Origin of the sequence: Nocardioides hankookensis (assembly GCF_042658885.1) — a bacterium.
Lineage (GTDB): Bacteria > Actinomycetota > Actinomycetes > Propionibacteriales > Nocardioidaceae > Nocardioides > Nocardioides hankookensis.
On the sequence record NZ_JBHSRJ010000005.1, the window covers coordinates 136,656 to 155,649 of the forward strand.

An 18,994-nucleotide genomic window follows, 5' to 3' on the forward strand; every position below is an offset into this window, starting at 1 on the left:
GCCTCATGCGCGCACGGAGCGAAGCGAGTGCGTGCATGAGTGTCCCCATCCTGGAGGTCGTCGACCTGCACGCGGCGTACGGCCGCATCGAGGTGCTGCGCGGCGTCGACCTGCGGGTGCCGAAGGGCGCGGTGATGGCGCTGCTCGGCCCCAACGGCGCCGGCAAGTCCACCCTCGTCAAGGTCATCAGCGGGCAGAAGGGCGCGACCTCCGGCGACATCCACCTCGGCGGCGTCCACGTCCAGGACACCTCGCCCGAGGAGCTCGCCCGCCTCGGCCTGTGCACGATCCCCGAGGGCCGGTCGGTCTTCCCCAACCTCAGCGTCGAGGAGAACCTCACGCTGATGTCGTACGCCGGGGTCGCCACCGAGGCGGTCCTCGACACGGCGTACTCCTACTTCCCGCGGCTGCACCAGCGCCGCCACCAGCTGGCCGGCACGATGTCGGGCGGCGAGCAGCAGATGTTGGCGATGTCGCGGGCGCTCGCGTCCGACCCGGCGCTGCTGCTGCTCGACGAGCTGTCGATGGGGCTCGCCCCGCTCATCGTCGACGAGCTCTACGACACGGTCGCGCAGATCGCGGAGAGCGGGGTGTCGATCCTCTGCATCGAGCAGTTCGCGCGGACGGCGCTGCGGGTCTCCGACTACGCGGCCGTGATGACCGGCGGGCGGATCGTCGCCACCGGGGAACCCGCAGAAGTCATGGACACGATGTCCGACGTCATCCTCGGAGGTGCGGCATGAGCCGTTCGCGAATCCTGGTCCCGCTCGCCGCCGCCGCCGTCGTCGGGGCGATGCTCCCGATCTCGCCCGGCCTGATGTCGAGCAGCGTGGCCGCCGACAAGCCAGCGTTCAGCGGCTACAGCGCCGACGCCTGGGCGGCGCCGGTGAAGATCGAGCTCTACGAGCCGACCATCCCGATCCCCGCCGACCCGCAGCTCGAGGTCGAGCTCGCCTACTCCACGGTCGAGTCAGACTCCGGCAGCTCGCAGGCGCGGGCCAGCTGGCTGTGGCCGGGCGACCCGGTGGGCGAGGGCGCGAAGACCTTCGTGACCCAGCTGGGCCTGCCCGAGCAGCTCGGTGAGGCCGGCTACCCGGTGCAGGTCAACGCGGCCCAGCCGAGCGGCGAGTCCGCCCAGGCCGACGAACCCTTCCCCGGCACGGTGATGCGCACCAGCGCGACCGACCACAAGACCCTTGCCCAAGTGGGCTACTCGCCGGACAGTACCGTCGGCGACGGCTCGACCGACGACGGCGAGGGACAGGGCGGGGGCGAAGGTACGCCCGGCGTCCCCGCCCTGCCGGGCCTCCCGGCCCTGCCCGGTGTCCCCGCAGCCGTCGGCCCGGACGCGCTCCAGCAGTTCGGGCAGGCGATCACGGGTGCCGTCACCGGTGCCGTGACGGGGGCACTCACCGGACAGCCCGCGCAGGCGAACGCCGCGGAGGACTCGCCGGCCACCCCCGGCCTGCCGCCCGAGCTGGCCGCGCTCGTCGACGTCGACGGCTACACCTCCTCGAGCCAGACGGTCTCGACCGACGGCAAGGTCGTGAGCACGGCGCGGTCCGCCCTCGGCGACGTGTCGCTCCTCGGCGGCCTGATCGAGCTCGACGGCCTGGTCGTCACCAGCACCAGCTCCAGCGACGGCAAGACCGGTGCCCCGGCGGGCAAGGCCCGTCTCGGCGGCATCACCATCGCCGGGCAGGAGTTCTCCTTCGGCCCTGACGGTTTCGTGGCCGCCGGGCAGAGCGGGGCGATCCCCGGTCTGCCGGACCAGGCGGCGAAGGCCCTCGACCAGCTCGGCATCCGGCTCGTGCTCCCGAAGCCCGAGCTGGTGCGCCAGCAGGACAAGGCGACCAGCGACCTCGCCGGGCTGCGCGTGGAGATCGAGACCGGCGTGCTGAAGCGCCAGCTCGACGCACTGCCGCTCGGTGACCTCGTCGACGCCGTACCCGACGAGGCGGGCCAGCTGAAGAGCCTGCTCCAGGCGGCCGTCGGCCTGTCGCCCAAGATCGTGCTCGACCTCGGCAACGCCGGCACGTCCGTCGACACCGTGCAGGCTCTCGAGTTCCCGACGACCGACATCCCCGACAACGACCCGAGCGGTGGCGGTGCGCCCGCCGGCGGGTCCGGAGGCGGCGCGGGGACCGGTGCCTCCACCGGCAGCGTCCCGGCTGCCTCGGGTCCTGCCGCGGGCTCCGACGCTCCCTCGGCCGCGACCGACGACCTCGACGACGCAGCCCTGGCCGGCTCGGGCCTGCCGCCGCTCTACTCGATCCCCGGCGCGATCCTCGTCGGTGGTCTCGCCCTCGGTGCCCTCGGCGGCACCTGGCTGCGCCGGGCCGGCGTGCTCGCCCTCGGCGGCGCCGGATCCTGCTCCCACGGCCTCGACCGGGGCCTGCCCGACCTGCGAAAGGCACGCTGATGACCACGATGGACGCACCCGGCCCGACGCCGGCCCCGGCCCCCGCCCAGCGGCTCTCGATCGGGCTGCCCCGCGCGTCCGGCGAGGCCAGCTCCGGTGCCGCGCCGATGAAGAACAACCACTACCAGCTCCTCCAGCTGGTGCTCTTCTGGGCCGGTGCGATCCTGCTGCCGCTCGGGCTCGTGGTCATCGTGCTGGGCTGGTACGGCGCCGCGAACACGCCGTACCAGTACGACCAGCTCTCCTACCTGGTCTCCGGCGGCCTGCTCGGGCTCGGGCTGACCTTCGCCGGCGGCTTCCTCTACTTCGGGGCCTGGCTGGCGCGGATCGCCGCGGACAACCGGGAGTCGGCGAAGCGGCTGGCCGACACGCTGCTGGTGCTGGCCGACGTGACCTCGCGCGCGGCCGCCAACAGCGACACCCTCGACGTCTCCGGGCTGCCGGTCACCGCCGGTGACGGCACGACGATGCACCGCCGCGACTGCGCGCTGATCGCGCACCGCGCCGACCTGCACCCCGTCGGCGAGGACAACGGTCACCTGACCCAGTGCCGGGTGTGCCGTCCCTGAGGTGGTTTCGAGGCTCGCTTCGCTCGCACCTCAACCACCGGCGCCGCTGCGGCGATGACCGGCTACTCCTCCTCGGTCGTGACCTTCTCGTCGGGCTTCTCCCTCAGCACCGTGTCGATGTAGTCGCGCGCGGTCTCGAGCAGGTCGACCGCGTGCCCGGCCCGCTCGGAGAGGTACCACCGGTGCACGAGGATCTCGTGGAAGATCTCGGCCGGCTCCAGCTTGCCGCGCGCCTCGGCCGGGATCATCGCGAGGATGGGCTCGTAGGTCTGGTTGAGCCACTTCGCTGCGACCAGGGAGCGGTCCTCGCGGCCGAGGTCGAAGTGGGCGGTGAACGCCGCGATGTCGTTGAGCATCCGGCGCGCCTGCGCGTCCTCGACGTGCAGCCCGGTGAGGGCCTGCAGCTCGCGCTGGTGGTGGCCGAGCTCGACGACCTTGGGCTGGATCCGGATCTTCTCGCCGTCCCAGTCGGTGACGATGTCGAGCTCGTCGACGTCGAAGCCCAGGTCGTTGAGACGCTCCACGCGCTGCTCGATCCGCCACATCTCGTGCGTGGCGAACTCCTCGGCCCCGGTGAGCTCGGACCAGAGGGCGTCGTACCGTTCGCGCAGCATCTCGACGATGTCGAGCGCCTGCACCTCGTGGTCCAGCGAGTCGCTGGCCTGGAGGTCGAGCAGCTCGGCGAAGACGTTCTCGGTGGCGACGGTGAGGTCGTGCTCGCGCAGTCGCGTCGACAGGTGCGACTTGAGCTCGCCGGTCTCGGCGTCGACGAGGTACGCCGCGAAGCCGCCCGCGTCGCGCCGGAAGAGCACGTTGGAGAGCGACACGTCGCCCCAGTAGAAGTCGGCGAGGTGCAGCCGGACCAGCAGCACCACCATCGCGTCGACCAGTGACGGCAGGTTGTCGGCGGTGAGGCCGTGCGAGAAGAGCGAGCGGTAGGGGAGCGAGAACTGGAGGTGCTGCGTGAGCAGCGCCGCCGGCAGCTCCTCGCCGTGCTCGTCGACCCGCCCGGTCACGACGCCCTGGGCGAGCACGGCCGGGAGGCCCATCCGCTGCAGGTCGCGCAGCATCCGGTACTCGCGGAACGCGATGTCCTCGACCGTCTCCTTGACGGCGTACGTCGCGTCCCCGAGCCGGATGATCCGCACCACGTGACGCGAGAGCCCGCGGGGGAGCGGCACGACGTGCTCGGTCCACTCCTCCAGCGGTGTCGACCACGGCAGCCCCAGCAGGGCCGGGTCCGGGCGGTTCGCCACGATGCGCAGCGCCATGCCTCGACCCTAGAGCCTCCAGACCGCGAACGACGGTCCGTCGCTCGCGGGCAGCGTGACGGCGCCGTCGGTCTCCACGAGGTCGCCGTCGGCACCGGTGCTCAGCAACAGCATGCCGTCGCCGAACCCGAGCGGGCCGGCGTCGAGGGTGATCGCCGGGCCTGCCGTACGACGCGCGGCGACCAGCACCGAGCCCGCCGGGTGCTCGCGGAGGTAGACGAGTGCGTCGTCGTCGACGTGCGCCCAGCGCAGGCCGCCGCGGCGCAGGGCCTCGTGGTCGCGACGCAGCCGCGCCAGCCCGGCGTACGCCGCAAGCGTGTCGTCGTCCCAACCGGCCGGGTCGGCCCACGGGAAGGGGCGCCTGGCGTCCTCGCCGTTGACGCCCTCGAGCCCGATCTCGTCGCCGGCGAAGAGCATGGGGACGCCGGGCATCGTGAACTGGAGCCCGGCGGCGACCCGGTGCACGGCACCCGATCCGGTGAGCGTGCGGATCCGGGCGCTGTCGTGGGAGCCGAGGATGTTCCACGAGCAGGTGGTGGCCCGCCAGCCGTAGCGGCCCTGCCACTCGCGCACGCTCCGGACGAGCGCGTCGGCCGGGCGGCGCGGCACCGGCACCGGGCGTCCGAAGGCACGCGCGGGCGAGTCCGGGTCGCGCAGCCACGACCAGACCGGCCAGGAGAAGCCGGAGTAGTTCATGGTCCCGTGCCAGCCGTCTCCGTCGACGTCGCTCGAGGCGTCGTGGTTGTGCTCGCCGATCACGAACGCGTCGGCGCGCTCGGCCTCCGCCGTACGACGGACCAGCCGGGCGACCTCGTGGTTGACGTCGACCGCGCCGAGGCGGCCGGTCATGTTGGCGACGTCGACCCGCCAGCCGTCGAGGTCGTACGGCGGCCGCAGCCATCGCGCGACGACCGACTCGGGGCCGTCGACCATGGCCGCCCGCAGCGCCGGGTCGTCGTGGTTGAGCTTGGGGAGGGTGCCGTGGCCCATCCAGCACTCGTAGGAGCCGTCGGGCAGGAAGTAGTAGAACGACCGGGCCGGCGCGCCCTCGACGTCGCGGGCCGCGACGAACCACTCGTGGGTGTCGCCGGTGTGGTTGGTCGTCAGGTCGCCGAGGATCCGCCAGCCGCGCTCGTGCACGGCGGTCGCGAGCCGGACGTACGCCGCGTCGCCGCCGAGCAGCGGGTCGACCTCCTCGAAGGTCGAGGCGTTGTAGCGGTGGTTGCTCTCGCCCGGGAAGACGGGCGTCGTGTAGACGACGCTGACCCCGAGGTCGGCGAGGTGGTCGAGGTGCTCGGTGACGCCGTCCAGGTCGCCGCCGAAGAACTGGAGCGGCGTGCGCGGGTCGAAGCCCTCGAAGACGACCTCGTCCTCCCAGTCCGCCGGCACGGCCCAGGCCGGCGTCTCCCGCTCGACGGCCGCCGCCGAGCGCGCGAACCGGTCCGGGAAGATCTGGTAGACGACCGCGTCCCGCGCCCAGTCCGGCGGCGCGTGGTGGGAGCTGAGCCGGAAGTCGAACGCGTCGGGCGGGTCGTGGTCGACCACCCCGACGGCACTCAGCCAGCGCTGGGCTCGGTCGACTTCTGCGGCGGGGGCATGCAGCAGGAAGCGGTAGTTCGTGACCGGGTTGTGCACCGGCAGCGTGCCCTCCCACCACACGGCGTGCTCGTCGCGCGCGCTCTCCGTGCAGGGGTGGTACGTCGGTTCCGAGTCGTACGTCGTGCGCACCCAGACCTGCTCCACCGGGTCGGCGGGGTCGGTGCGCAGGCGGACCGTCACCGTCGAGCCCGGTGCGGGTGCCTCGTCGGAGACGTACATCGGGGAGCCGTCGTGGTGCGGCTCGTGGAGGAGCGTCATCGGCGTGCCTTCCGCTGGGGCTCGAGGAAGACCGCACCGGGTCCCCACTGGGCGGCGGTGTCGTCGGGGTTGGTGAGGGCGCAGGTCTTGAGGCTCAGGCACCCGCAGCCGATGCAGCCGTCGAGCCGGTCGCGGAGTCGCTCGATGCGTTCGATCTGCTCGTCGAGGCGCGGGCGCCAGGCCTTGCTGAGTCGGTGCCAGTCCGACTTCGTGGGTGCCCGGCCGTCGGGCAGCGTCGCCAGCGCCTCGCCGATCTCCTCGAGGCTGAGCCCGACGCGCTGCGCCGTACGGATGAACGCGACGCGGCGCAGCGTGGACTGCTCGTAGCGGCGCTGGTTGCCCGTCGTGCGCACCGACGCGATCAGCCCCTTGGACTCGTAGAAGCGGATCGCCGAGGTCGCCACCCCGGCCCGCTCGGCGAGGTGGCCGATCGTCAGCTGCGTCATGCGCCCAGCCTCGCGGGAGTTCAACCATCCTTCAAGTTCTAGCCCGAAGTCGTCCGGGTGCCGGACAGTGCCAGGCTGCCCAGTGCGACGGTCAGGACGACGTTGGTGGCCACCGCGAGCGCGGCGATGTTGCCGATGTGGGCGACGGGCCAGGCCGCCGCCGCGAGCAGGACCAGGGTGGCCTGCCAGTGCCGCTCGAGTCGCCGGAGGGTGAACGCCACGACGGCCAGCGAGAGCGGGAAGCACAGCCCCAGCGGCTTGATCAGGGTCGCCGCGCCGGAGCGGTCGACCAGGGCGACGTCGCCGTACGACGTGTGGATCGTGTCGAAGCCGTACGCGACGTTGCCGGCCATCCCGAGGACGGCCGTGAGCACCAGGAGCGCGCGGAGCCACGATGTCGGCGCGGTCCAGGACGCGACCCGCAGGACGACCAGGCCGTAGACGATCGCGCCGAGCACGTGGAGCACGCCGGCGCCGGCGTCGTCCCAGCCGCGGACGGCGTACGTCGTGTCGGCGGCGAGGTAGAGGAGAGGACCGACGACGAGCGAGCCCGTCAGGAGCCGTTCGGTCGGAGTGGAGGCTCTGGTCGGAGTGGAGGTGATGGTCGCGGGGCTGGCGGGCGGCATGCGGCGTCCTTTGCTCGGAGGGATGTCCACCCTCCGGCCGGCGCCGCTCCGCGCACTACAGGGTTGTCCCTGGATCTGGCTCTCTCCGCGGACCGGGACCGCCGAGTCGTGACACGATGACGCCGTGGTCGGCGAGGTCCGCGCGCTCTTGACGATGCTGCTGGTCAGCGCTGTCGTCGCGATGGTCGCGATCGGATCGGCTCAGGGTCTGTGGCTGCCGAACGCGCACAACGGGCTGCTCGCCCTGGCGTTCGCACTGGTCGGTACCTACGTGCTCTTCCAGCGGCCAGGTCATCGGGAGGGTCGGCTGTTCCTGGCGACCGGCGTCGTCGAGGGTGTCGTCTACCTCGGGCGCCAGCTCGCCCACTCCGGCGGGGTGGACGGCCAGGTGTGGTGGACCTGGCTCGGGGTCTGGCCGCTCGCGGTCGGACTCGGCCTGACCACGATGTCGGTCGTGTGCTTCCCCGACGGTCGCCTGCCCTCGCCTGCGTGGCGCTGGCCGATGGCGGTGGCCCTCGGCCTGCTCGGCGGGTGCGCCCTGGTGTCGGCCCTCTGGCCGGTCGAGTACTCCGCAGCCGGAGTCACGAGCGCGGCGCCCTTCGCGCTGCCCGGCGTCTCGGTGGCCACGGTCTGGCAGGTGCTCGCGCACCCCGTCTACGCAGGGGTCCAGGTGCTCTGGGTCGCGGCGATCGCCGACCGTTGGCGGCGCTCTGGACCGGTCGTCCGGCTCCAGCTGGGCTGGCTGCTCGCCGCCAGTGTGCTCTCGGTGGTCGCCCTGCTCGGTGGGCTGCTCGTCCAGGGGTCACCCCGTGCCGGGCTGCTGGCGGTCGCGCTCATGCCGGTGGCGGCGGGTTGGGCGATCGTGCACGGGCAGCAGGTCGCGACGTACCGCGCACTGAGCTGGATGTCTCGCCGCGGTCCCGGCGCGGAGTCGTTGCCTGCCGGGATGGCTCGGGCGCTCGGCCAGGGCATGGACGCCCGGTCGGCCGTGGTCTGGATGGGATCCGCGGACGACCTGCGGGCTGTCGGCGTCTGGCCCGAGGTCGACGCGGACATCGCTCCGACCACAGCCGGCGACCTGGCCGCCCGGCCCGGGACAGAGGCTCGCGTCGTCGTCCGGGACGTAGCCACGATCGGGGCTGTCAGCATCGAGCGCGACCCGCGGTCGTCGTCACTGTCGCCGCCGGGCCTGCTCGACGACCTCGCCGCCCAGGCCGCGATCGTGATCGAGCAGACGGGCCTGGTCGAGGTGCTCGCCGGCTACCGGCGGGATGGGCGGGTCGACAACCTGACGCCGCGCGAGCACGAGGTGCTCGAGCTGATGGCCCGCGGCCTGTCGAACGCCGCCATCTGCGCCGAGCTGCACCTGAGCGTGAAGACGGTGGAGCCGGCCGTGAGTGCGATCTTCGCCAAGCTCGGGCTGCAGGCCGACGGCGGCAGCAACCGCCGGGTGCTGGCGGTCCTCGCGTACCTGCGCAGTCGGTCGGACGTGACCGATCCAGCCGTCTAGAACAAGTTCTAATTTCGGTGTAGCGTCCGGCCCGTGACTGACTCCACTCCCCGCGTCGTGGTCATCACCGGCGCCGCCTCCGGCATCGGCTACGCGACAGCCGAGCTGTTCCGCGACCTCGGCGACACGGTCTTCGGCCTCGACATCAACCCGACCGTGCCCGACGGCGTGACGTACGTCGAGTGCAACGTGGGCAGCAAGGCTGCCGTCGACGCGGCGATCGAGGTCTGCGCCGCCGGTGGCCGCATCGACGTGCTGGCCAACGTCGCGGGCATCGTGCAGTTCGGCCGCATCGAGACGGTCACCGAGGACGAGTGGGACCGCGTGCACGCGGTCGACCTCAAGGGTCCGTTCTTCCTGATCCAGGCCGCGCTCCCGCACATCCGCGCCGCCAAGGGCAACATCGTCAACGTCTCGTCGGTCGCCGGCAATGCGCCGCAGCCCTACGCCACGGCGTACGCCGCCGCGAAGGGTGGCCTCACCCAGTTCACCAAGGCGCTGGCACTGGAGCTCTCGCCCGAGGGCATCCGCGTCAACGTGATCTGCCCCGGCACCGTGGACACCCCGATCGTCGAGCAGGTCTTCCACAAGCTCACCGACGACCTGAACACCCGCGTCGCCGACCGGCTGATGATGATGCTGCCCGGCGGCGCCATCAAGCCGTCCGAGATCGGCGAGACCATCGTCTGGCTCGCGTCGCCGGCCGCCCGGATGATCACCGGCGCCGTGATCGCCCACGACGGCGGCATGAGCGGCTGATCCGTCAGGCATCGAGTCGTGATGCTGTGCGTGCGCCAGAGCGCTCGCTGGGCAGCACGACCCCTCAACTAGCATGTGCGCGCGCCGCGTTAGCTCAGCTGGTAGAGCATCCGTCTTGTAAACGGAAGGTCGTCGGTTCGATCCCGTCACGCGGCTCTCAGCGCAGCCGGCGTACGTCGAACGTCATCGGCGGCTCGGCGATGGCGTCCTGGGCGGCGACCAGCTGGATCTCGCGGGTGCCGGCGGCGATGGTCTTCTCGAGGATGCCGAAGACCGAGGACGTCGTCCGGGCGAGCGCCTCGGCCGCCGACCCGGTCGTGCGCAGGTGCGCCAGGTAGAGGGCTGCGGTGACGTCGCCGCAGCCGTTGGGCGTGATCGGCAGGAGCGGGGTCTCGACGGCCCAGGCGCCGTCGTCGGACACGGCGATGACGTCGAGGCGGCCCTCGGGCACGTCACCGTGCAGGACGCTGGTGACGAGCACGTCGCGCGGGCCGCGCGAGCGTACGGCGTCCACCGCGTCGAGGATCTCCTCGAGGGTGGTCGTGGTGCGGCCGGCGAGGAAGTCCAGCTCGAAGTGGTTGGGCGTGATGATGTCGGCGGCCGGGACGACGGTGTCGCGCATGAACTCGGGGATCCCGGGCCGGACGAACATCCCGCGCCCGACGTCGCCCATCACCGGGTCGCAGCAGTAGACCGCGTCCGGGTTGAGCTCCTTCACCTTCGCGACGGCATCCAGGATGATCGCGCCGACCGCCGGGTCGCCCTGGTAGCCGGACAGCACCGCGTCGGCCTCGCCGAGCACGCCCCGGTCCTCGATCCCGGCGATCACGTCGCGCACGTCGTCGGGGGCGAGCAGGGGACCGCGCCAGGCGCCGTACCCGGTGTGGTTGGAGAAGTGCACGGTGATCACCGGCCAGACCTCGTGACCGAGCCGCTGGAGCGGGAAGACCGCGGCGGAGTTGCCGACGTGGCCGTAGGCGACCGAGGACTGGATGGACAGGATCTTCACGCGACGATCCTCCCGAGGGTCGGCCTGTACGAGCAAACTAGAACAAGTTACAGTTGCCGGGTTCAGGACATTCTCTCGGTATGTGAGTTGAGGTAGCCCGTGGCGCGCAAGCCGTCGTACAGGAACGAAGCCGACTACGTCGTGGTGGGCTCCGGCAGCTCCGGGGCGGCGATCGCGGGCCGGCTGGCGCAGTCAGGCGCGAGCGTGATCGTGCTGGAGGCGGGCAAGAGCGACGAGCAGTACCTGGTGAAGAAGCCCGGCATGATCGGGCCGATGCACTCCGTGCCGCAGATCAAGGCGCGCGTGGACTGGGGCCTCTACTCCAGCCCGCAGAAGCACATGCTCGACCGCAAGATGCCGGTCCCGCGCGGCAAGGTCGTCGGCGGCTCGAGCTCGATCAACGGCATGGTCTACGTGCGCGGCAACCGCGCCAACTACGACTCCTGGGCCGCCGAGGGCAACACCGGCTGGGGTGCCGACGACGTCAACGCGGCGTACCGCCGGATGGAGGACTTCGAGGACGGCGCCAACGACTACCGCGGCGCGGGCGGTCCGATCCGGGTGACCCGCAACAAGGCGCCGCAGGAGGGTTCGCTCCAGTTCATCCAGGCCGCGTCCGACACGCTGGGCGTCCCGGTCCTCGACGACTACAACGCGGAGTCGCAGGAGGGCGTCAGCCGGATGCAGCAGAACGCCGCGGACGGCCTGCGCTACAGCGCGTCCCGCGGCTACCTCCACCACCTCGACGTCCCGACCCTCCAGCTCCAGTCGGAGGTGCTCGCCCGCAAGGTCGTGATCGAGAACGGCCGCGCCACCGGCGTCGAGGTCACCGACAAGGACGGCACGCGGCGCACCGTCCGGGCCGGCAAGGAGGTCATCCTCTCGGCCGGCTTCGTCGGCTCCGCCCAGCTGCTGATGCTGTCCGGCGTCGGCCACGCGCAGCACCTGCGCGACCACGGGATCGACGTGCTGGCCGACCTCCCGGTCGGCGACAACCTGCACGACCACCTCTTCCACGCGCTGACCTTCAACGTGACGACCTCGAAGATGCGCGGCAATGCGTTCTTCTTCGGCAAGGGCGTGATGAAGGAGGCGCTGCGGCCGGGCACGACCTTCATGGCCAACTCGGTCTTCGAGGCGGTCGCCTTCCTGCGTACGTCGCAGGCGACCGACGTACCCGACCTGCAGCTGCACCTGCTGCCGTGGTCCTACGTCTCGCCCAACCAGGACGAGCCGATCCAGCACAAGGTCGACCCGCGGCCCAGCCTGACCCTGCTCTCGACGCTGATCTACCCGAAGAGCCGCGGCACGCTGCGGCTGGCGTCGTCGAACCCGACGGTCTCGCCGCTGATCGACTTCCAGTACCTCTCCGACCCGGCCGACCTCGAGGTGCTCGCCGAGGGCTCGGAGATGGTGCGGCAGGTCATGGCCGGCAGCGCGTTCGGCGGTGCGGTCAAGGAGGAGATCCACCCGGGTGCGTCGCTCACGGGGCAGCCGCTGCGCGACGCGATCCTCAACCGGGCGACGTCGGTCTACCACGGCGTGGGCACCTGCCGGATGGGCGTCGACGAGCTCGCCGTCGTCACGCCGGACCTCAAGGTCCGCGGCATCGAGGGCCTCCGGGTCTGCGATGCCTCGGTGATGCCGTCGATCACCGGCGGCAACACCAATGCACCCGCCATCATGATCGGTGAGCGCGGCGCCGACTTCGTCCTCGGCAGAGCCTGAGAAGGGGCAACGACATGACACTGCAGCGACCCGCATCCCTGACCGACGACTTCCTGCGCGGCCTGGTCGCCCGGGTCCCGTCCAGCGACGGCGGCACCTGGAAGCTGACCGAGGTCTACACCGGTGAGCTGCTCGTCGAGCTGCCGCAGTCGACCCCTGCCGACATCGAGCAGGCCTTCGTCACCGCCCGCGCGGCGCAGGTCGAGTGGGCGAAGCGACCGCTCAAGCAGCGGCTCGAGGTGTTCAAGCGCGCGCACACGCTCTTCCTCGACCGCGCCCAGACCACCACCGACCTGATCCAGGCCGAGAGCGGCAAGAACCGGCGGATGGCGATCGAGGAGACCTGTGACCCGCCGATGGTGATGAGCCACTACCTCAAGCGGGCGCCGAAGCTGCTCGCACCGGTGAAGCGCGGTGGCCCGGTGCCGTTCCTGACCACGTCGACCGAGATCCGTCAGCCCAAGGGCGTCGTCGGGATCATCGCGCCGTGGAACTTCCCGTTCGCGACCGGCATCTCGGACTCGATCTCGGCGCTGATGGCCGGCAACGCGATCGTCCTCAAGCCCGACAACAAGACCGCGCTCTCGCCGCTGTACGGCGTCCAGCTGCTCGAGGAGGCCGGGCTGCCGAAGGGCCTGTTCCAGGTCATCTGCGGCGAGGGTCCCGATGTCGGCCCGACCCTGATCGACAACGCCAACTACGTCATGTTCACCGGCTCGACGGCGACCGGCCGGGTCATCGGCGAGCGCGCCGGACGCAACCTGATCGGCTGCTGCCTCGAGCTCGGCGGCAAGAACCCGATGATCGTGCTCGACGACGCCGACCTCGACGACGTGGTCCAGGGCGCGATCTTCGGCGCCTTCGGCAACACCGGCCAGATCTGCATGCACATCGAGCGGATGTACCTGCCGGAGTCGCGGTACGCCGAGTTCCGTGATGCCTTCGTGAAGGCGACCGAGGCGCTGAGCATCGGCGCGGCGTACGACTTCGGCCCCGACATGGGGTCGCTCGTCTCGCCGGACCACATGGAGCGGGTGAAGTCCCACGTCGACGACGCGGTCGCCAAGGGCGCCACGGTGCTGACGGGTGGGAAGCCGCGGCCCGACCTCGGGCCGGCGTTCTTCGAGCCGACGATCCTCGAGGGCGTCACGAAGGACATGCTCGCCGGCGTCACCGAGACGTTCGGTCCGGTCGTCGCGCTGCACTCCTACCGCACCGTCGACGAGGCGGTCGAGCTCGCCAACGACACGGACTACGGGCTGAACGCCTCGGTGTGGGGCGGCGACGTCGCCACCGCCTGCCAGGTCGGCAAGCGCCTCGAGTCGGGCAACGTCAACGTCAACGACATCCTGGCGACGGCGTTCGCGTCCAAGGGCACGCCGTCCGGTGGCGTCAAGCAGTCGGGCGTCGGCGCGCGCCACGGCGACCAGGGCATCCTCAAGTACACCGACGTGCAGCAGCTCGCCGTGCTCAAGAAGCAGGTGATGGGCGCGCGGCCCGGCCAGGACTACGACGAGTACGTCAAGGGGATGATCGGCGGCCTCAAGATGATGCGGAAGACCGGCATCCGCTAGATCGCTGCCGCCGGCGCCGCGTCGGCGGTGAGTAGGCAACCGCTTCGTCTCCGGGCCGTGCCGACTTCGGTTGCCGGCTCACCGCTGGCCGCCCGTCACTGGGTGTGACGCGCCGACGTACTGTCGCAGTCGTGACTGAGATGACCTACCGCCCGCTGGGCGACTCGGGACTGATGGTGAGCGCGGTCGGCATCGGCTGCAACGCGTTCGGACGGCGGGTGGACCTGGACGGCGTACGCGAGATCCTGGGCGCCGCACGGGACACCGGCGTGACGCTGCTCGACACCGCGGACATCTACGGCGCGCCTCCGGGCGCCTCGGAGGAGCTGCTGGGGCAGGCGCTGACCGGGCAGCGCGACGAGTTCGTGCTGGCGACGAAGTTCGGCATGGACATGCAGGGCGCCAACGGCAACGACTTCGGCGCGCGGGCGTCGCGTCGCTACGTGCGCCGCGCGGTCGAGGCATCGCTGAAGCGGCTGCAGACCGACCACATCGACCTCTACCAGCTCCACGAGCCCGACGGCGTGACGCCGATCGAGGAGACACTGTCGGCGCTGACCGACCTGGTCCGTGAGGGCAAGGTGCGCTACGTCGGCTGCTCGAACTTCGACGGCTGGCAGGTCGCCGACGCGGCGTGGACCGCGCAGACCGCCGGGCTCGAGGGCTTCGTCTCGGTGCAGAACCGCTACTCGCTGCTCGACCGCACCGTCGAGGCCGAGGTGACCCCCGCGTGCGAGGCGTTCGGCCTCGGCATCCTGCCGTTCTTCCCGCTGGAGTACGGCCTGCTCACCGGCAAGTACCGCCGCGGCGAGGGTGCGCCCACCGGCTCACGAGCCGACCTCGACCCCTCCCGGGCCGGCTGGCTGAAGACTGCCGACTGGGACCGGATCGAGGCCGTCGAGAAGTACGCCGAGGCGCGTGGGCTCGCCGTGCTGGACGTCGCGATCGCGGGCCTGGCCGCGCAGCCTGCCGTCGCGTCGGTGATCTCCGGAGCGACCTCCGGCGCGCAGGTATGGACGAACGCCGAGGCGCTGCGCTGGGTGCCGACGCCCGAGGACCTGGTCGAGCTCGACGAGATCACCAGACTCGACTGACCAGGACCCCGGACTCGGGTGACCAGAGGTCCCGACTCGGGTGACCAGAAGTCCCGACTCGGCGGTCAGGCAACTTGGAGCGACCGCTTCGAGAGGCCCATCCAGAAGCCGTCGATGACCTGGAGGCCGGGCTGCTCGGGATCGGTGGCGGCACCGAGGGTGACGAACAGCGGGGTGTAGTGCTCGACCGTCGGGTGCGCGTAGGGCATGCCGGGGGCGTGGGTGCGGTAGCGGGTGAGCTCGTCGACGTCGCCGCGGAGCAGCGCCTCGCCGGCCCAGGCGTCGAAGTCCGTCGACCAGCCGGGGGCGTCCGCGTCGATCCGGAACTCCTTCAGGAACGGCAGCCCGTGGGTGAGGAAGCCGGAGCCGACGATCAGCACGCCCTCGTCACGCAGCGGCCGGAGCCGCTCGCCCAGCGCCATCAGGCGCACCGGGTCGTGGGTGGGCAGCGACATCTGGAGCACGGGGATGTCGGCCTCGGGGTACATCAGCTTCAGCGGCACCCAGGCGCCGTGGTCGAGGCCGCGGCTCGCGTGCTGGTGCACCGGCTCGGACGACGGCATCATCGCGGCGATCCGCTGCGCGAGCGCCGTCGCGTCGGGCGTCTCGTAGGTCATCCGGTAGTACTTCGGGTCGAAGCCGCCGAAGTCGTAGACGAGCGGGGCGCCGCTCGCGGAGAGCATGACCGGGGCCGACTCCCAGTGCGCGCTGACGATCAGGATCGCCTTCGGCCGTGGCAGGTCCTGCGCCCACGAGGCCAGCTGCGACGACCACAACGGGTCGTCGAGCAGCGGCGGGGCGCCGTGGCCGATGTAGAGCGCGGGCATCCGAAGATCGTTCACATTTCAACTTTACCCCGTCGGCAGCCGCCAGTCCACCTCCTCGCCGCCCTGCTCGACGAGCAGCGCGTTGACGGAGCTGAACGGCTTCGAGCCGAAGAAGCCGCGGTACGCCGACAGCGGTGACGGGTGCGCGGACTCGACGACCGGGACCGGGTCGAGCAGGGGCTTGAGCTTGCGGGCGTCGGAGCCCCACAGGATCGCGGTGCACGGACCGCCACGTGCGGCCAGGACCGTGATCGCGCGCTCGGTGATCGGCTCCCGGCCCTTGCCGCGATGGCTGTTGGACGCGCCGGGCTGCACGGTGAGCGACCTGTTGAGCAGCATCACGCCCTGGTCGGCCCAGGCGGTCAGGTCGCCGTGCCGCGGCGGCATGATGCCGAGGTCGTCGCGCAGCTCGGTGTAGATGTTGACCAGGCTCGGCGGCAGCGGCCACACGTCGCGGCGCACGGCGAAGCTGAGCCCGATCGGGTGCTGGGGGTTGGGGTAGGGGTCCTGCCCGACGACGAGCACCCGGACGTCGGCGAGCGGTCGCTGGAAGGCTCGGAAGACCGCGTCGCCGCTGGGCTGGTAGCCGCGCCCCGCGGCGTTCTCCTCGCGCAGGAAGCGGCCCATCGCGGCGACCTGGTCGTCGACCGGAGCCAGCGCCTCCGCCCAGTCCTCGGCCATCAGGCCCTTGTCCACCAGTCCCGCGAGAGCGCTCACGGCAGCGAGGCTATCGGGGCAGAAGCGCGTCCTTCGGCAGGTACGGCGCGCGCCCGCGCTCGCCGACGTAGACCTCGAGGATCGCCTGGTGGGTGGCGTCCCCGGCGATCGCGGACTGGTTGGCGACCAGCACCCGCTTGCCCAGGAACGTCGCGCTGCACGGGGTGTCGAAGGGGACGGGGGAGCCGTTGTCGCCGGTCACCGCCGTGCCGAAGCGACGCACCTCGGTGCCGGTGGCGGTCAACTCGACGAGCTGGTTCGCGAGGCCGGCGAGGGCGACGTACACGTGCCCGGACTCGCCGATCCCGAAGCCGTCGGGCAGGTCGCCGGGCTGCGAGGTCCACAGCGTCGTCAGGGTGCCCGGGCGTCCGGCCCTGCCGATCGGCAGCCGGTAGAGGTGGCCGTTGGTCGGCAGCGCGGCCGCGTCGGACGCGGTCTGCTGGGTGATCAGCAGGTCGCGCTTGCCGGGGCGGTAGCGGATGCCCGTCGTACCGAACTCGACCGCACCGGTGAGCGCCGGCGAGGTGAACCAGCGCCGCGGCTTCGACGCGCCGTGCGGCAGCCGCCAGATGACGCCGGCGGCGTAGTCGGTGACGAAGAGCGCGCCATGCGGCCCCCACGTCGCGTAGTTGGGCACGGACCCCTCGGGGAAGCGAGCGACCCGGTGGAAGCGGCCGGTGCGGGTGTCGAGCGTGAGGACCGAGGACGTCGAGGTCTCGAGGAGGACCAGCTTGCCGTCGCGGGTCTGGTTCGCGACCTGCACACCGTGGTCGGCGTCCAGCACCTGGCCCGGGACCGTCCACGAGCGCAGCAGCGTCCCGTCGGCGGTCCACTCGAAGACCTTGGACCGCGCGGTGCTGCCCGCGTCGACGTAGGTCCCGGAGTAGACGCGGCCGTTGGTGTGCACGTGGACGTACGCCGGGAAACCGGGCGACGGCACGAGCGAGAAGACGGTCGTGGTGCCCTTCGTCGGTGCCGCGGCGGGCGCCGGCGCCCACGCCGACACCGCGATGACCACGGCGGTGAGGAGGACGAGGAGCCGCCTCATCGCAGCAGGTCGCCGATCTCGGTCGCGGCCCGCTCGCCGGAGCGCACGGCGCCGTCCATGTAGCCGCTCCAGTACGTCGACGTCTCGGTGCCGGCCCAGTGCACGCGACCGAACGGTCGGCGGATCGCGGACCCGAACTGGGTCAGCGTGCCGGGCGCGTGGACGGCGGTCGGGCCGCCACGGGTCCAGCGCTCCTTGGTCCAGTCGTGCTCGACGTACTCGATCGGGTGCAGCGCCTGCTCGCCGAACATCGCGGCGAAGCCCTCGAGCACGGCCTGGCGACGCTTGGCCTTCGACATCGGCCCGTAGGTGCGCCAGGTCGCTCCACCGACGAAGGCCAGCAGCACGCCGGGGGTGCCGTCCTTCGGCGAGTTGTCGAAGACGGCACGAGCGGCTCCGGAATCGTTGATGCCGAAGCCGTTGAGGCCGGCATCGCGCCAGAAGGGCCGCCGGTAGACGGCGTCGCACTTCATCAGCTGGCCCATGTCCATGTGCCGCAGCAGCTGGAGCCGGCGGGTCGGGAGCTGGGGGTACCAGTCGATGTCGAGCACCAGGGGCGGCGGGCACGCCACGACCGCCCGGCGGGCGCGGACCGTCCCGCGTGCGGTGTGCACGACGACGCGGTGGTCGCGCTGCTCGATCCGGCGCACGGGTGCGTCCAGCGCGACGATGTCGCCGAGCTTGCGGGCCAGCCGGATCGGGACCAGCTGCGAGCCGCCGACGAAGCGGCTCTCCTGGGCGCCGTTCGCGGTGTCGGAGTTGCGGGAGAAGGTGCCGACGTTGGTCTCGTTGCCCGAGCACGCGACGTACCAGAGCGTGAAGAGCAGGGAGAGCTCGTCGGGGTCGGCGCCGAAGCCCGGCTGGGTCCAGGACTTGATCAGGTTGCCGATCCCGTCGGCGTTGACGGCGTTGCGGCGGATGAACTCACCGAGGCTCATCGCGTCCCACTCGGCGGCGCTCGGGTGCGACCACGGCGCGGAGACGTCGATCGTCGAGGCCATCTGGTCGATGCGGGTGAGCAGCACGGCGGCGTCGGGGAGGATCGTCGGGTCCGGCGGGACGGTGCCGGAGTACTCCATCCGGCCCGTCAGCGACGAGATGTAGACGCTGCTGCCGTCGTTGTACTCCGTGAAGGTCTTGACCTTCAGCTCCTTGGCCAGCCGCAGGATGTGGTCCTGCGTCGGGCCGACGAACGCGCCGCCGGACTCGATGGTCTCGCCGCCGCTCCGCTTCGACAGGTGGTGGTTGAGGACCCGGCCGCCGACCCGGTCGCGTGCCTCGACGACGAGGACGTCGAGGCCGCGTCGCGCGAGCTTGCGAGCGGCCACCAGGCCGGAGATGCCACCGCCGACCACCACGACGTCGACGTCGCGCGGGAGCGATCCCTGGCGCGAGCCCGCGGCCACGGCATCGTGCAGGCCGGACGTCGCGGTCAGACCGGCAGCGGCGGTGGTGCCCAGCAGCAGCCGCCGGGACAGCATCGGTGTCGTCATGCCGGGGCCAACGACGCGCGCCCGCCCGAGGTAACGCGTCCGGA

The 18,994-nt window shown here is 71.6% G+C and carries 17 protein-coding genes and 1 tRNA gene; 9 read left to right on the top strand and 9 right to left on the bottom strand.

Features of this window, described 5'->3' with window-relative positions:
* Positions 1-35 precede the first annotated feature (35 nt).
* The 3 genes from ACFPYL_RS15150 to ACFPYL_RS15160 are packed head-to-tail and all read left to right on the top strand — an operon-like array spanning position 36 to position 2,991.
* Positions 36-743, top strand: coding sequence for an ABC transporter ATP-binding protein (locus ACFPYL_RS15150; RefSeq protein WP_056151491.1), 708 nt, complete (start codon positions 36-38; stop codon positions 741-743).
* Positions 740-2,422: a choice-of-anchor P family protein gene (locus tag ACFPYL_RS15155; protein ID WP_379155854.1), complete on the top strand. Its 1,683-nt coding sequence runs from the start codon at positions 740-742 to the stop codon at positions 2,420-2,422. Before ACFPYL_RS15150 ends, ACFPYL_RS15155 begins: the two co-directional genes overlap by 4 nt.
* Complete coding sequence (locus tag ACFPYL_RS15160) at positions 2,422-2,991, top strand: hypothetical protein (protein WP_379155857.1); 570 nt, start codon at positions 2,422-2,424, stop codon at positions 2,989-2,991. Before ACFPYL_RS15155 ends, ACFPYL_RS15160 begins: the two co-directional genes overlap by 1 nt.
* A 62-nt stretch (positions 2,992-3,053) precedes the next feature.
* Here the strand turns inward: ACFPYL_RS15160 and ACFPYL_RS15165 are convergent, their stop codons facing one another.
* The 4 genes from ACFPYL_RS15165 to ACFPYL_RS15180 are packed head-to-tail and all read right to left on the bottom strand — an operon-like array spanning position 3,054 to position 7,191.
* Positions 3,054-4,262: a DUF4032 domain-containing protein gene (locus ACFPYL_RS15165; protein WP_379155860.1), complete on the bottom strand. Its 1,209-nt coding sequence runs from the start codon at positions 4,260-4,262 to the stop codon at positions 3,054-3,056.
* Positions 4,263-4,271: 9 nt separating this feature from the next.
* Entirely contained in the window at positions 4,272-6,119 is a 1,848-nt protein-coding gene (locus tag ACFPYL_RS15170; protein ID WP_379155863.1) for a glycoside hydrolase family 13 protein, read from the bottom strand.
* A complete protein-coding gene (soxR, locus tag ACFPYL_RS15175; protein ID WP_379155866.1) occupies positions 6,116-6,565 on the bottom strand; it encodes a redox-sensitive transcriptional activator SoxR in 450 nt (149 codons plus the stop codon). The genes ACFPYL_RS15170 and soxR overlap by 4 nt, the downstream gene beginning before the upstream one ends.
* Before the next feature lie 38 nt (positions 6,566-6,603).
* A complete protein-coding gene (locus ACFPYL_RS15180; protein ID WP_379155869.1) occupies positions 6,604-7,191 on the bottom strand; it encodes a hypothetical protein in 588 nt (195 codons plus the stop codon).
* A 124-nt stretch (positions 7,192-7,315) separates the two neighbouring features.
* Between ACFPYL_RS15180 and ACFPYL_RS15185 the strand changes: the two genes are divergently transcribed.
* The 3 genes from ACFPYL_RS15185 (at position 7,316) to ACFPYL_RS15195 (ending at position 9,616) form a co-directional block, all read left to right on the top strand.
* A complete protein-coding gene (locus tag ACFPYL_RS15185; RefSeq protein ID WP_379155871.1) occupies positions 7,316-8,701 on the top strand; it encodes a helix-turn-helix transcriptional regulator in 1,386 nt (461 codons plus the stop codon).
* 33 nt (positions 8,702-8,734) lie between these two features.
* Positions 8,735-9,460, top strand: coding sequence for an SDR family NAD(P)-dependent oxidoreductase (locus ACFPYL_RS15190; protein WP_379155874.1), 726 nt, complete (start codon positions 8,735-8,737; stop codon positions 9,458-9,460).
* A gap of 83 nt (positions 9,461-9,543) precedes the next feature.
* Positions 9,544-9,616 (top strand) — tRNA-Thr (locus ACFPYL_RS15195).
* A gap of 1 nt (position 9,617) precedes the next feature.
* Here ACFPYL_RS15195 and pdxY read toward each other — a convergent pair.
* Positions 9,618-10,469: a pyridoxal kinase PdxY gene (gene pdxY, locus ACFPYL_RS15200; protein ID WP_379155876.1), complete on the bottom strand. Its 852-nt coding sequence runs from the start codon at positions 10,467-10,469 to the stop codon at positions 9,618-9,620.
* Between the two features lie 99 nt (positions 10,470-10,568).
* Here pdxY and ACFPYL_RS15205 point away from each other — a divergent pair, with 99 nt between their 5' ends.
* From ACFPYL_RS15205 to ACFPYL_RS15215, 3 genes are all read left to right on the top strand, one after another.
* Positions 10,569-12,197 carry a GMC family oxidoreductase gene (locus ACFPYL_RS15205; protein ID WP_379155879.1) on the top strand — a complete coding sequence of 543 codons (1,629 nt, stop codon included), beginning with the start codon at positions 10,569-10,571 and terminating at the stop codon, positions 12,195-12,197.
* Positions 12,198-12,211: 14 nt separating this feature from the next.
* Positions 12,212-13,771 (top strand): succinic semialdehyde dehydrogenase, encoded by a 1,560-nt coding sequence (locus tag ACFPYL_RS15210; RefSeq protein ID WP_379155882.1) that lies wholly within the window; start codon positions 12,212-12,214, stop codon positions 13,769-13,771.
* Between the two features lie 140 nt (positions 13,772-13,911).
* Complete coding sequence (locus tag ACFPYL_RS15215; RefSeq protein WP_379156851.1) at positions 13,912-14,865, top strand: aldo/keto reductase; 954 nt, start codon at positions 13,912-13,914, stop codon at positions 14,863-14,865.
* Positions 14,866-14,930: 65 nt separating this feature from the next.
* On the opposite strand, the gene ACFPYL_RS15220 is transcribed toward ACFPYL_RS15215, so the two are convergent.
* Genes ACFPYL_RS15220 through ACFPYL_RS15235 form a run of 4 tightly spaced genes read right to left on the bottom strand, consistent with a single transcriptional unit; the run spans position 14,931 to position 18,950 of the window.
* Positions 14,931-15,707 carry a dioxygenase family protein gene (locus ACFPYL_RS15220; RefSeq protein ID WP_379155885.1) on the bottom strand — a complete coding sequence of 259 codons (777 nt, stop codon included), beginning with the start codon at positions 15,705-15,707 and terminating at the stop codon, positions 14,931-14,933.
* Positions 15,708-15,716: 9 nt separating this feature from the next.
* Positions 15,717-16,373 carry a uracil-DNA glycosylase gene (locus ACFPYL_RS15225; protein ID WP_379156854.1) on the bottom strand — a complete coding sequence of 219 codons (657 nt, stop codon included), beginning with the start codon at positions 16,371-16,373 and terminating at the stop codon, positions 15,717-15,719.
* A gap of 46 nt (positions 16,374-16,419) precedes the next feature.
* On the bottom strand, positions 16,420-17,457 hold the full coding sequence (locus ACFPYL_RS15230) for a hypothetical protein (protein ID WP_379155888.1): 1,038 nt from the start codon (positions 17,455-17,457) through the stop codon (positions 16,420-16,422).
* Complete coding sequence (locus tag ACFPYL_RS15235) at positions 17,454-18,950, bottom strand: flavin monoamine oxidase family protein (RefSeq protein ID WP_379155891.1); 1,497 nt, start codon at positions 18,948-18,950, stop codon at positions 17,454-17,456. Before ACFPYL_RS15235 ends, ACFPYL_RS15230 begins: the two co-directional genes overlap by 4 nt.
* Between the last annotated feature and the right edge of the window lie 44 nt (positions 18,951-18,994).

Bases quoted from the DNA above. Each gene is read 5' to 3' on its own strand.
- ACFPYL_RS15150 (WP_056151491.1), top strand. From the start codon at position 36: ATGAGTGTCCCCATCCTGGAGGTCGTCGACCTGCACGCGGCGTACGGC.
- ACFPYL_RS15155 (WP_379155854.1), top strand. From the start codon at position 740: ATGAGCCGTTCGCGAATCCTGGTCCCGCTCGCCGCCGCCGCCGTCGTC.
- ACFPYL_RS15160 (WP_379155857.1), top strand. From the start codon at position 2,422: ATGACCACGATGGACGCACCCGGCCCGACGCCGGCCCCGGCCCCCGCC.
- ACFPYL_RS15165 (WP_379155860.1), bottom strand. From the start codon at position 4,262: ATGGCGCTGCGCATCGTGGCGAACCGCCCGGACCCGGCCCTGCTGGGG.
- ACFPYL_RS15170 (WP_379155863.1), bottom strand. From the start codon at position 6,119: ATGACGCTCCTCCACGAGCCGCACCACGACGGCTCCCCGATGTACGTC.
- soxR (WP_379155866.1), bottom strand. From the start codon at position 6,565: ATGACGCAGCTGACGATCGGCCACCTCGCCGAGCGGGCCGGGGTGGCG.
- ACFPYL_RS15180 (WP_379155869.1), bottom strand. From the start codon at position 7,191: ATGCCGCCCGCCAGCCCCGCGACCATCACCTCCACTCCGACCAGAGCC.
- ACFPYL_RS15210 (WP_379155882.1), top strand. From the start codon at position 12,212: ATGACACTGCAGCGACCCGCATCCCTGACCGACGACTTCCTGCGCGGC.
- ACFPYL_RS15215 (WP_379156851.1), top strand. From the start codon at position 13,912: ATGACCTACCGCCCGCTGGGCGACTCGGGACTGATGGTGAGCGCGGTC.
- ACFPYL_RS15225 (WP_379156854.1), bottom strand. From the start codon at position 16,373: ATGGCCGAGGACTGGGCGGAGGCGCTGGCTCCGGTCGACGACCAGGTC.
- ACFPYL_RS15230 (WP_379155888.1), bottom strand. From the start codon at position 17,457: ATGAGGCGGCTCCTCGTCCTCCTCACCGCCGTGGTCATCGCGGTGTCG.
- ACFPYL_RS15235 (WP_379155891.1), bottom strand. From the start codon at position 18,950: ATGACGACACCGATGCTGTCCCGGCGGCTGCTGCTGGGCACCACCGCC.